This is a genomic window from bacterium (assembly GCA_016708315.1).
Taxonomy (GTDB): Bacteria; Zixibacteria; MSB-5A5; order CAIYYT01; family CAIYYT01; genus JADJGC01.
The window spans coordinates 1-12,827 of the sequence record JADJGC010000005.1 but is presented as its reverse complement, the minus strand read 5'-3'; the positions used below and the strand labels follow the sequence as shown (position 1 = coordinate 12,827).

The window sequence follows — 12,827 nt, the reverse complement described above, 5'->3', positions numbered from 1 at the left end:
ACCGCTGGGGTCTGCTGTATACAGCGTTCTTTCTGACAGTGACAGTCGGATTATTCCAGCTTCAAGCTCAATCTGCAAAGGTTGCGGTGAGTTTGATGAGTATCTGCCTGTTCTTGATTCCGCTGGTTAGTTCATTGTTTGGAACCATTTACTTTTACAACTCGCGCGAGTTTGTGGAGTTAGTCTTGACCCAGCCGGTGAACCGTCGAACGGTGTACGTAGGAATGTTCTGCGGCCTCGAGCTTCGCTTGTGGCGGGATTTATTCTTGGTGTCGGCCTACCGTACTTGTTTTTCATGTCGATTAGCCAGGAGCAAATGTTGTCACTGTTGCTATTGCTGACAGTCGGCTCGTTTCTGACTATTATCTTTTTGGCGATTTCATTCCTGCTGGCGACGATTCTTGATGACCGTGGGAAGGGGCTGGCGGCAATGTTAGGTGTCTGGCTCTTTACTGCCCTTGTTTACGACGGACTGGTGATGCTGGCAACAATGGCGTTCTCCGACTATCCGCTCGAGACGCCTCTGTTAATTGCAGTGGTGACAAACCCGATCGATCTGGCGAGAGTCACGCTTTTGGTACAGACCGATTGGGCGGCTTTGATGGGATACACCGGAGCCGTGTTCAATCGGTTCTTTGGAACAGGTCTGGGCGTTTCGATTGCGGTAGTGGCATTGTGCTTGTGGATTGTTACGCCGGTACTTATTGGGTTGCGGCAATTCAGGCATAAGGATCTATAGCCTCTTTAGGGCGATAAACAAAGGCCAGTTATGGGAGCCAAAGTGATTTTTGCATTTCACAAACTTCTTGAATGTGAAAGCCGCCGGATCGGTTTTCTCTACTTAGTTAGTTGCGCCGTTTTCTTATTGGTAGGTACCACCTGTGCCTTGGCTGTTCAGATTGACTTGTCGAAACTGAGTTTTGGTTTTCTTGACCCAGAGCAATTCGGCAAAGCGCTTACTCAGCATGGCATGGTCATGGTTTTCGTATTTCTTTTGCCACTAATGGCCGGTACGCTCGGGAACTTTGCACTCCCGGCAGCATTGGGAGTCAGGAATCTCGCCATGCCGGGGTTAAATCTCTTTGGTTGGTTCTGTCATGTCATCGGCGGGATCTTAATCCTCGTAAGCGTCGAACTTGGTTCGTACACCAGCGGATGGACTATGCTCATGCCTCCCACTGTTTCACGGCTTCTATTTGCTTCGCTAATTGTCGGACTCTCACTTTGTGCTTGCTCACTCTTGATTCAATCATTATGCGTAGTGAGATCCATCCTTTCGCCCGGACATCGTGCGACTGCCTTACGAAGGTTCCCGCTTTTTGTCTGGTTCTTCCTTTTCTGGGCCGTCATCAATGTCCTTGTGGCTCCAGTTCGCCTTGTGACCTTGGCATTGACTTTGGCCGCGCGTAACGATGCAAGCTCATACCTTTCATTGATTGATCCAGCAGGAATCGTGAGATACCAGCAATTATTCTGGTTTTATGCAGGTACAGCGGTTCTTGCAGCATTGCTCCCGGCAATTGGAACTACTTTCGAAATTCTATCAGCTCAAACTCGATACTTGCTTGCTTCACGCACGAAGCTGGTTGTTGCCGGAGTAGGGCTTAGTTTTCTGATAATGCTGTCGTGGGGGCAGAACTTGATCACGGCGGCCGATCAGGAAAAACTTGCTGCCACAGGAAGCCTTTTCGCCGCCCTGACAACCGTTCCACTCTTATTGATTGTTGTTTCATGGCTCAGCATAATCTTAGCCGCTCGCAAATTGTTGACAGTACCATTGACTTTTATCTGGATACAATTAGTAGCAATGACGGTCGCTTTACTGACCACGCTCGCGCTTGCAATCCCAGCACTTGGAGTGTACCTGCATAACTCCTACTTCACTGTTGCTCAACTTCATTTGGTCCTACTTGGAACAGTCTTAACGTCCTTCCTTGCCGGATTGTTTCACTGGCTACCGACTTTGACGAACCGCGAGTATTCGCGTTCGCTTGGATTTCTGGCAGCTGCAGGTATGTTGCTCGGAGGCGCCGTGACTTTTGTGCCTCAGTTTATTCTTGGGACGCTGGGCTCACCAAAAGGCTTGCATTCTTATCCCGAACATTTTCAGACACTTCATGTTCTGTCATCGATTGGCGCAATAGTCTTGAAGCGTTTCTTCAAAGTCTATGCTGACAGTATTCACCATCACGCCGAGGAAAGTCTGCTCTTCGATCCGCTTGCTGAGATAGCGCCAAAATCACTTCGACGAATGATGGAGCAGTTAGTCACACAGCACGTCATGGGTCGCTTTTTGGTACACCGAATCTCGGAAGCGATCGACGGAGCGGCCACCGGTCTTCGCGGGTGGCGCAAGATATTCGTATCGAGTGCCCAAGCATATGACACGTTGTTGTCTTGCCACATTTGTAGCGAAGATCATCACGTGTTCCCAATTGCTGACCGCTTGATTGAGAAGCGAAGTCTACGGATCAAGGCGGAGTCAACCCTGACTCTTAAGCAAAGGATACTCTTGGAGAAGTCTCTAAGCCGATTGGTATCGAGATACGGTGTCGCGGATCAGTCGTCAGGAGTCTTTCAAAATTGTGACCGGAATACCATGAGGTAAGATTTAATCAGCAGACGATTTCCATCATGTTCAGTTACATCCAATCTGAGAAGTTGATTCAACAGGCAACTGTTGGATTTGTTGTTGCCTATCGAAGATGAAAGTAGCGATATTAGGCCAAACACCTTAACTGAAAGGATTTACATGTTAGTTCGTACTTTTGCTTTGATCATCTTGATGCTCGTCGCAACACAGAACGGCTTCGGCAAGACTTGTCTGGAATGTCACGAGACTACGACACCAGGCGTGGTTACTGATTGGAGGCTTAGTAAGCACTCCCTGAACGACGTTACTTGCGAAAGCTGTCATGGCTCGGCACACCAGAATGAACTGGACGCTGCCATGGCGGAAACACCGACGCTTGCGACTTGCGCTCAATGCCACGGGGATCAAGCTACACAGTTTGGCAAGGGCAAGCACGCACTCGCTTGGGCCTCGATGACCGCGATGCCCACCACACATGCATTACCGATGGCACTTACCGAGGGAATGAAGGGGTGTGGTGGTTGTCACAAGCTCGGAGATAAAGGTGAAGCAGAAGTCAAGAGGCTCAAAGCAGAAGGCTCCAAATTTGGCCATGCCTCATGTGATGCCTGTCACACGCGCCATACTTTTCAAAGGTTGAAGCCCAACAGCCACAGGCATGTCAAACCTGTCACATGGGCTTCGACCATCCCCAGTGGGAAATGTACTCAGCATCAAAGCATGGTGTCCGTTATCTGCTCAAGCAAAACGGCACTTTGTCAGAGACGATTGCTGCACCCACGTGTCAAACTTGCCACATGGCCGATGGGAATCACGAAGTCAGGACCGCGTGGGGTTTTCTGGCTGTGAGACTCCCACTTGCTGAGGACTCGGTTTGGAAAGCGGATCAGGTGACCATCCTCCAGGCTCTTGGTGTCCTCGATCCGACAGGCAATCCTACGGGCCGATTGGATGTTGTCAAGGCGGCAGATGTTGCTCGACTCACTCAGGAATCGTTTGATATCGAGCGCAATAAGATGGTGAGTATCTGTGGTGATTGCCACTCAGAGAACTTCGCGAAAGCAGAGCTTGCCAAGGGTGACGACATGATTCGGGAAGCGGATCACCTGCTGGCAGAGGCTATCCGAATCATAGCGAGTCTATATCAAGATGGTATTTTGGCTAAGCCGGAAGGATACGCAACAGCATTTCCTGATCTGCTGACCTTCCATGATGCACCGACCGTAATCGAACAGCAGCTTTTTCAAATGCACTTGGAGCATCGCATGCGTGCCTTCCAAGGCACCTTCACGCCAACCCTGACTATGCGCTCTGGTACGGCTGGAGTGAAATGGTTCGAGATCTATCTGAAATCAGAGAGATGGCTGCGGATTTGCGTCGCGAACATCGATAGCAGCAGTCGATCGGCAGAAGCATACCGGGATTCACCACGAGGTGAGTCTCGGTGCAAACCACAAGGTCTAACTGCGAAAGAACATTCGTGGGACCGGCACCAAGGATTGAATTGGTGCGTTGCCGCTGAGACCCTTGTAAACTCGGCATTCTGGAACGGAATCACATTCGACTCTTAGGCTCAAGGTAGCCTTGGAGATGAGTACGAAATTGAATGGTTCCAGAGTTTGGTGCCGTACTTCATCTTGGAATAATCGCAGGATGTTTTGAAAGCGATGTGGGCAAAAAGAGCCCTCAAAGGGTAGGTGTTCTTGAGACGTACATGGACAGTTGTTGGAGCCAATCCTTTTCTGCTACCTCATTGACCTTTGAGGATTTCATTCAACTTCGCTTCCCACTCAACTTCTGAAAGAACTTCGAAGCGCAAGTCTTTGTCATTCATTTCAAGACCAAGCTCTGTCCAGGTCTTGGACTTGGCTTGTTTGGTGCAGATAGCGAAGATCTTCGGCTTTATCAAAGAACCGCAGCATCCGATTTCGAAGGGATTGACAGTGGCGGGACTTAGGCGACACCAATTTTGAAGAACCAAAGTAGCAATCCTTCACTTCCATTCTCAGAGTCCGTAAAATCTTCTTGACAAAGTTAGATGTATGATGTATTCTTATCATGGCCTCCATAAGTAAATGTCCTGACTCTAAGCAGTTTAGGGCACCAAAATCACCATCCAAAAGCAATAAAACTAATGAAGCATTTTTTTGCTTCTCAGTCACGCCGACTTCGGAAGGAGAAAGAGAGTTACTGCCTATGTATTGCCTTAAGCAAATGTTGCACTCTCTTCGCTAACTGCATCCCTAAGAGTGTAACAGACAAGTTCTGTTTTAATTAAGGGCTGTGGGCGGGTAGTGCTTTGTCCACAGCCCAATTGGTTCGAGAGCCCGGCGGGGGCTGATTTTCGGACCTCCACCAGACTCGGGAATCGATTGACCTGTCACAATGTGCCCGTCAATTCAGGAGCACCTTACGATTGAACCAGCTTGACTGGTTATCAGTCGATACCGTTGCTCTCTCAGCAATACCTTACGGTTCAACCAGTTTAGCTGGTTTCGAATCGAAACAGTCGCTCTTGTAGATGGTGATTTGGTTCTTTAGTGGAGGCCAACCATGAAGAATAACTCAAGCCCAAGAGTAAGTCGTCGTTTGCTCTGCGTGATTATCCCGGCGGTCACCGCGATTTTGGTGGCGCTTATTCACGAAGGTCTTATTGACAAGTTGATAGAGATCTTGCACTAAATTGACTTAGTGATTGATCGGGGAGCGGGGTCATAGGAATTTGGCCCCGCCTCTCCTAATGATTGACGCTGCGCACTTCTGACTTGTTACATTCCAGAATTGGTCACCCTTGGTCAAACTGATCAACTGACACAGTTACAAAACTCAATCTGCAGTCCCCACTAAATCGACAAAATCTCATTCAGCTTCGCCTCCCACTCATCTTCTGAAAGAACTTCGAAGCGCAAGTCCTTGTCCTTCATTTCAAGACCAAGCTCTGTCCAGGACTTGGACTTGGCCTGTTTGGTGCAGATATCGAAGATCTTTCGAATGTAGTCGGTCTTGAGATTACCGGCAAGGTGAAGCCCTTTGTTTCGACCACGTAAACGCGATCAAAAATACTTCCTCTGAAAGCCGTTCTCTCTCGGATTCTAATCGCTGACGAAGTTGTTCAATCAAAAACGAAGTTGTTGGCTATCAGAGCCTCAATGTATTCGCCCTTACTTGCCGATTTTCGAAAGTGTGTCAGGATATTTACTGCGAATTCGTGAGCCTGCCAAGGGTTGGGCACGAGGTCATGAAGCTGCCGAGTCATAAAGACTGGATCAACTCTGATCCCGCCCTCCTTGAGCTTTCGGTGCCCTTTGGTATCAATTACACGATGCTTATCGTCTATCAGGGTTACAATACTCTCATAGTCCTTTTCCTCGATAGGTGAGAGCGACAATTCCATTACGGGCTTCAGGTCGACTTGGTCCCAGGAAATCCGTGAAACGATATCCATCTCATAGTTGACCGGTCGCCAGCCTTTACCATTCTTGACTACGAAGACCGGCAGGATCGTGTGACCGGCAGCCTTTCGGAACCTCTCACGAATTCCGTACAGAGTGGCACCGGAAGAGTCGACTCCGTCGGTCCCGGAATCGGTGACGACATGGCCACGCAAGTCTCCCAGCCCTTCATGCTCAAATCCCTGTTTGATACTGTCTAACAGCATCTTCCCTTTCTGCTGGAAGCAGAAGACGTAGCTCTCGTCGAGTTCGCGAACGTGTGTTTTGCGAGCAAACGGTTGTCTCAATATCCTGCCCACCAGCTGCGTAAGAGAGTTCTTCGAAGAGGGGTTGGTCAGAATTACTAAGACATAGGCGAAAGAGCAATCCCAGCCTTCTTGAAGGGCTTGTTTGGTGATGATATACCGAATTTTGCAGTCGCGAGTCAGCAATCCACCGATGTCGTCGACTTCTTTCAGTTCGTCTTTCTCGCTTGTCTTGACTGCAATCTCGTCCGGTTGAATTCCGACGACTTTTGTCAGGTGTTCTCGAACCTGCTCGGAGTGAATCCACTTGCCGCCTTCTTGATCTTTGCCGGTCCGCTCAACTTGGATCAAGCAGATCGGCCTGATGTTGATACCGGAATTTGCCTCGTATTCCTTAGCTTCTCCTCGAGAACATTGCGCTGGTTCACACCTGCAAGCAATGTGTCTTTCCAATCAGGGCTTTGCTTGTTGGTCACATGCAAGTCAAGTTTGATCATCTCTTCGTGGTGCAGTTCGCGTCCGGCAATATCGATAAGTATATTGCTTTGACTTGGCGTGGCCGATAGCTCTACAATCAGGCAAGGGTTAAATCCTCGCAGAGTTTCCTGTGCCCCTCACTATACGCCTTGTGCCCTCGTCGAGAATGATCAAAGGTGACAACAGTCGAAGTGTATTTCCAAGCGAAGTCTTGACTTGTCGCCCCCAGAATCCGCTCACTTTTTCGTAAGTGTCGAGGTTTGGGTATTGCTTGAGCAGCGCTTCGTGAGCCTTGAGATTGTCCTCATCGGGGAAGAACCCCTGGAATCCGCCGCTGTCCTTGAAAAGCCGCAGTGTTTCCTTGGTCTTGCGGTTCGCAGAAGGCAGCATCAGCATCAGCACAACGAGATTTTGGGCTATGTCTTCGGGCAGAAATCGGTCGGTCTTTTCCTTGATAACTGTATGGCCACCACTCGCGATGTCCAAGTGTTGACGATAAGGGTGATCCTTATCCTGAAGTTGCTTGATCGTCTGGCGATAGATTTGCGTTGAGGGAACAATCCACAGGACCAAGCCAGTTCTGCGACGACGATAAACCATGTTCACCAGGTCGATAGTCTTGACTGCGAGAAAAGTCTTGCCACCACCGGTGGGGATCTTCATGCAAAATGTTGGTAGTGGTTCGCCGATTCCGTTTTTCGGCGAATGTAAAGACGTCCGTTGCCAACCTTTTCCCAGGCTTTCGCCGGGAAATCGATTTCGAGATCGGGATTGGCTTCAGCCTTTTTGCGCCAGTCGGCCAGGAGTCCAAGATATGTCCGAATTTCGGTTAGGGCTCTCTGCTGGTACTCACGGGGTTGCATGGCTCACCGGGTCAGTTCGTAAATCTCGTAAGGCAATTGCGCAAAGTCGATGCTGAATTGATCCAGCATCTCTTGGTCCAGATATTTGGTCGGGGCGAACACCAGTCGACGTTTCCTTTTCTTAAGCGTGGGTAGCGCCTTCGCCATGTCGAGGGTGAAGGCGAGGTTTTTCAATTTCTTGATATCAGACTCATAATACAAGAAGACTTGGTAGTTTGCGCTTTCGCCGATGAAGTGCTTCTCCGCCTTAACTGCCTTTTCGTCAAACTCCTCGCCGGTCGCAGTGTAGAAGACGTATCTGGCGAGTTCCTTATAGGAAGGCAGGGCGCTGCCGTCGAGAATTCCCCGCAATTCGATTGGCTTTCCGAGTTCTAAATAGCTAAAGGACCCGCCAAGACCCTTTTGAGAGATTCGTCCTTAGCCTTTGGCACCCCTTTGATTACCGGCGTACACGCTCGGCAGTAAGAGAGTCGGCGTAATCTTCGCATTCTATCAAAATAAATCGGCGATTGCCACCGTCTTCGTTATTTTGCGCAAGAAGTGCATGCGCAGTTGGACCCAGACCCGGCAAAGGAGTCCAAGACTATATCGTTTGAGTTAGGAGTTGTCGATATCTGGAGAATTCGCCTGATGAGTCGGCTGGGTTTTGGGTGTACTAAATCCACCCTCTTCAAAAATCTCTAAGAACTCCCTCATTGCCTCCTGCGTGTGACCGACTTGATCATATTGCCACACCGACCTTGGAACTACATCCTCGACATCAGAAAGAAACGTCTTTAGTCGCGGCGTCTTTGAAGTGCCAGACGCTCCCCAATATAGTCGATCTTCTTGTACATGAACTTTGTAGGCGTCCTGGGAATAAGCCCAGACTGCTGTCTCTTTGGGAAATGACTTTTTGCCGATTATTGGATTCGTGATCGGATAATAGAGATTAGGCCGTTCCGACTTTGACTTATTGCAGGTATATGTCGATGAGTTCCATGGCCCCGTGGGTCATTGTCCGGATTCCCATAGTATGAAAGTTTGCTTTTGAGACCGTTGAAGTCCAACGGTCTCCACGGTTGTTTGTTCTTCGCAAAACCACGATGTAATCGTGGTCGCTGCTAAACCACTTTGCATCATTAGACGGTGAGACTTTCTTCTGCCACACCAAGCAATCAACGAAATTATCCTCACCGAATATTTCATTAAGGATCATGAGCAAGTGTTGAATTTCGTTATTGTCAATTGTTGCGAACAGGGCACCATCATCAGTCAGTAGCTCACGCAGGATCTTTAGCCTGGGCGTCATCATGCAGAGCCACTTGTCATGGCGAGTCAGATCCTCACGATCTACAACCTTACCGAGCCAATCTTGCATCATCGGCGAATTGACGTTGTCGTTGTATACCCAGTTTTCGTTGCCTGTATTGTACGGCGGGTCTATGTAGATGCACTTCACCTTTCCTGCATACATTGGCAAAAGCGCCTTGAGCGCCTTGAGATTGTCGCCGTGGACTATAAGATTGTCCTGGAGGTTCACCTTGTCGGTAAGGCTCTTGTTCTTGACCGGGATTAACTCATGATAAGGCACCATTAGATGGTGATTCTGAACGAACGTCTTGCCTTTGAATCTTAGCTCTGCCATGCTCCGCTCCAGCAAATGGGGAATTTGCCAGCCTCTTCCTATCCGTGAATTTGCACATGATATTAAGGCGTTTCTGGCAAATCTGCAATCTCTTTCCGGTTCAGATCGGGTCTGACTTTATTCTTCATAGAATTCAGTAGCTCAATGGCTTTGTCAAGTTGTGCGTAGTCGACAGTCCCAGCAGCAGTCGGGTCAAAGTTGATTGTCCCAACGACTTCAATGACTCTGTGAGTATCAAGCTTCCCGTAAGTTCGTAGGGTTGTGCCGATGTTCTCATGACCGAAATTCTGACTCGTTGCCCGGAATTGTTCAAGGGTGACGCAGAACCGTTCAACCAATCTGACAGCTGCATGCCTAAATGAGTGAGGCTTGAAATAAGTTAGCCCGGCCTGTCTGGATCGCCTAACAGTATCCCTCGAATGGGAGATGCGGTCTTCCAGAAGGCCGGTTTTAACCCTTGTACTTCAAAGGAATACCCATTGCTTGATTGCACAAGGTTTGTTTGGGGGAAAAGCGGATCAGTCTCCTTGAACCCTTTCACATTTACGAGAAAGTCGTACCAATCGAGTACCGTCTGGACAAGCTCATTATCGAACGGCAGGAGCCTGGAATGTATGGTCTTTCTCCGCTTCGTCTTTACGCCTTTCTTGGGATCCTGGTGGATTACCAGATTCTGCCGGTCAAAGCACCCCAAAGGCAAGGTAGCGACTGCCAAGTCTCTCATTCCAGAGAGCAAAAGAAATGCAATTAGAGCACAATCTCGCTTACTAACTTCATCAGTTTGTTCGATAGAAGAAACGAGAGTCTTCACGTGATCGAGAGTTGGCGCTTCAACGAGCTTGGTGGCCGTTGCCTCCTGATTTTGATTCTGATCGAGTTTAAGGTAGGACACCGAATCTCGGAGACTTTGCGATTTAAATCGAGGTTCTGCCGACAACCACTTAACGAAACCTCGAAAGTGCCGCAATATGCCGTAAGTAGTCGATAGGGAGACTGGTGTTCCTCGGTTTTGCTGCTCCAAGAGCCACTGCTTGAAGGCTATAGCCTTAGCAGGGAGATCATTCGATAGTTCTCGGTTTCCGAGAAAACATCATACTTGTTGATCGCCCTTGAAATCGAGACTACGGAAGCCTCGGATAAGCCATCCGCATCTTTGAGACGGTCCAAATACTTCTTCTTCAGCTTCTCATTTTCGGAATTGATCTTCATCTAATTATCCTGCTTTCAAGTCAGTGAATGCGAAGCCTAATTGCTCACATTCTAATCCTCGCTGACGCTGCACAGACTTCATGTTTGCTTGCTGCTTCTCAAGATGCTTGTCGGTTGAAAAGAGATCCACAGCACAGCCGCACACCTGACACGATGCACGGATAATGACTTGCAGTGCACCTTTGCCGATACGCCTGTTGGTAAGTTCGAAAGTAACAGAGCCGGGCCGTGGCATTCTGGGATTGTGACATTTGGTGCAGTAGAATTCCCCGGGTCTAAGTTCGTGTCGACCCTTGTCCCGGCGTTTGGTGAGAAATGCCCGGACAACTTCGCCCTTGAAAAGGAGTGGACGTTCGTTGGGGTTGTTTGGTGAGAGACCTGCCTTGTGCCAGGCTTGGATCGTACGAACATGCACCTGGAGGATCTTGGCAAGTTCGCTCATCGAGTAAGAATTGATGAGGCGAACCCTGTTAATCCGATTACTGACTGACCGCTTCAGGGCGTACCCTCTTTCGGTGGAGAGCCGGTAGCTGCTCGCTGGATGGCGTCGGAGTCGTCTCTTGGCGAATCATCTTGCCCTTTCCACTGATTGGGGAAGCCGATTGAGTTGACTCATGGGCTATCACTTTACGGGCAATGATCCTCGCGAGTAATTCCAAGCCTCCTGAATGCCCTCGTTACTGATCGTCACTTCATGATCTCGAACAGGTCGTCAAACGTGGTCTCGGGAAAGTGTTCGAGAATTCGGGCACGCAGACTTGGCGATGGGGTTCTCTGTCCGGTCAGTAGTTGCGACATATAGCCACTGGATATGTTCAGCCTTTTAGCCAGCCAATTCTGCGAAAGGTTCTTTCTGGTTAGAGATCAACAATCGTGTCGAGTCGGAGCTTTGTACGGTTCATGATATCTTGCATAGCCTCGCTAACATTTGCTTACAATAGTAAGAATCTGCTAACTTGACAGCAAGTACTAAATCGCAAAATTGTAAAAAACTGCTTGCATATGTTAGCAGGTTCTTTTTAGTTTGACACTAACGGAGGGTTGGTGAGCAAAATTGGAGCCTATTTGAAGGCAAGAGAGAGAAGAGCGTGGAATGACGCTCCGCCAGGTCGAGGAGCTGTCAGGCGTCTCTAATGCCTATCTTTGCTTGATCGAAAGCGGAAAACGGAAAGATCCACATCCACGGATACTGAAGAGCCTTGCGGCGGCTTACGGAGAAGATCTGGAAGAGCTGATGAAGATCGCTGGATATCTTGACGCTACCGTGCAGGAGCAAGACAGATTCGATGTCGAAGAATTATTCAGCAAGCGATGAAGGACCAGACTGTTAACGTTGGTCACAGATTCAGGGGCATCTAAGTCTTGAAGCAAAGAGAGTAATCGCGAATCTTTATCGCGAGCTGAAGCAGAAGGGGAAGGGGAAGAGCGGGGGTTAGAGATGCTCGAGCAGGTTCAAGTAGCTGTTGACAAATCGTTGATGAACTTCTGCGATCACTTCTGGAGAACTTCAGGTCGGCGTCGAATAAAAGACCCAGAGTATCTCGCGATGGCGTGCAGACGTTTCTATGGAATCAAAGGGCATCTTACACTCAAGGGCTTCAAAAGGCTGCTCTTGGGAACTATGGGAGTGACCGCAATAGTGCCCTATCCTGCAGACGCTGGACCCGAAGGCATGTTCAACAAAGAAGGTGACGAAATCTTCATCTTTGTTCGCCCCGACGACACTGAAGAGGTCCAGCTGTTTACCCTCGCCCATGAATTGCGCGAGATTCTGGGAGCATGCTTCAAAGACATTCACCCAAAGCTGGTCGATGTACGCGAAGAAGACCTTGGAAGCTCAGGCTGATGCATTCGCAGCCACAATCATTTATGGAGATGACGCCTTTGGACTGAACGTGTTCGAACACGGTCTCGATCCGATTCGACTTGGGAATATGTAATAGGTCATACCGAACGGCCTTAACGCGCATCATCCGCAACTTTGCCACGCTACGTCGCTTCCCGTTCTGGGGAGCCATCTACGAGATAAGAAAGGATGCCGGAAGGATACCTTCGTTCAGGCGGTGCATTTCGAAATCCTAATTTGACCATAAGTCGCGAGGCATGATGCCTAACGCGCTCTTTGCTAAGCGGGACAATTGGTGCCAATTAAGAATCATTTGGAGCGTTGTTTGACGCAGAACCGCTCACTGTACATTGAGACCTTGACGGGCCTCTTTGTATTGGGAGAAGTATCCACTTTCTGTTGTGATTCGTCCCCATCTGAGTGCAAAGGGGGATCGATAGACTGATCGTGATTGCGATCTTGAAGGAGGATAATTTATCATTACGACAACAGATTCTCCGTTGTCGGCCAACGAC

At 49.0% G+C, this 12,827-nt stretch carries 9 protein-coding genes and 4 pseudogenes; 5 read left to right on the top strand and 8 right to left on the bottom strand.

What is annotated here, in order from left to right:
• The first annotated feature begins 250 nt into the window (after positions 1–250).
• The 3 genes and pseudogenes from IPH59_06590 (at position 251) to IPH59_06580 (ending at position 3,986) form a co-directional block, all read left to right on the top strand.
• The gene (locus IPH59_06590; GenBank protein ID MBK7091372.1) at positions 251–739 is read left to right on the top strand and encodes an ABC transporter permease subunit; all 489 of its coding nucleotides are present in this window, start codon (positions 251–253) and stop codon (positions 737–739) included.
• A 42-nt stretch (positions 740–781) separates the two neighbouring features.
• Entirely contained in the window at positions 782–2,608 is a 1,827-nt protein-coding gene (locus IPH59_06585; protein ID MBK7091371.1) for a cbb3-type cytochrome c oxidase subunit I, read from the top strand.
• Between the two features lie 177 nt (positions 2,609–2,785).
• A pseudogene (locus IPH59_06580) lies at positions 2,786–3,986 on the top strand (cytochrome C).
• Positions 3,987–4,343: 357 nt separating this feature from the next.
• Here IPH59_06580 and IPH59_06575 read toward each other — a convergent pair.
• From IPH59_06575 to IPH59_06540, 8 genes and pseudogenes are all read right to left on the bottom strand, one after another.
• Positions 4,344–4,502, bottom strand: coding sequence for a hypothetical protein (locus IPH59_06575; GenBank protein ID MBK7091370.1), 159 nt, complete (start codon positions 4,500–4,502; stop codon positions 4,344–4,346).
• A gap of 934 nt (positions 4,503–5,436) precedes the next feature.
• Positions 5,437–7,630 (bottom strand): annotated as a pseudogene (locus IPH59_06570) (DEAD/DEAH box helicase family protein).
• 3 nt (positions 7,631–7,633) lie between these two features.
• Entirely contained in the window at positions 7,634–7,981 is a 348-nt protein-coding gene (locus IPH59_06565; protein MBK7091369.1) for a hypothetical protein, read from the bottom strand.
• 88 nt (positions 7,982–8,069) lie between these two features.
• Positions 8,070–8,326, bottom strand: a pseudogene (locus IPH59_06560) (hypothetical protein).
• 256 nt (positions 8,327–8,582) lie between these two features.
• Entirely contained in the window at positions 8,583–9,257 is a 675-nt protein-coding gene (locus tag IPH59_06555; protein MBK7091368.1) for a site-specific DNA-methyltransferase, read from the bottom strand.
• A gap of 379 nt (positions 9,258–9,636) precedes the next feature.
• Positions 9,637–10,149, bottom strand: coding sequence for a site-specific integrase (locus tag IPH59_06550; GenBank protein ID MBK7091367.1), 513 nt, complete (start codon positions 10,147–10,149; stop codon positions 9,637–9,639).
• A gap of 146 nt (positions 10,150–10,295) precedes the next feature.
• Positions 10,296–10,466: a hypothetical protein gene (locus IPH59_06545; GenBank protein ID MBK7091366.1), complete on the bottom strand. Its 171-nt coding sequence runs from the start codon at positions 10,464–10,466 to the stop codon at positions 10,296–10,298.
• A gap of 687 nt (positions 10,467–11,153) precedes the next feature.
• Positions 11,154–11,368: pseudogene (locus IPH59_06540) on the bottom strand (helix-turn-helix transcriptional regulator).
• A gap of 191 nt (positions 11,369–11,559) precedes the next feature.
• On the opposite strand from IPH59_06540, the gene IPH59_06535 reads away from it, so the two are divergent.
• A complete protein-coding gene (locus IPH59_06535) occupies positions 11,560–11,781 on the top strand; it encodes a helix-turn-helix domain-containing protein (protein MBK7091365.1) in 222 nt (73 codons plus the stop codon).
• Positions 11,782–11,904: 123 nt separating this feature from the next.
• Positions 11,905–12,312, top strand: coding sequence for a hypothetical protein (locus tag IPH59_06530; GenBank protein MBK7091364.1), 408 nt, complete (start codon positions 11,905–11,907; stop codon positions 12,310–12,312).
• Positions 12,313–12,827: the final 515 nt, after the last annotated feature.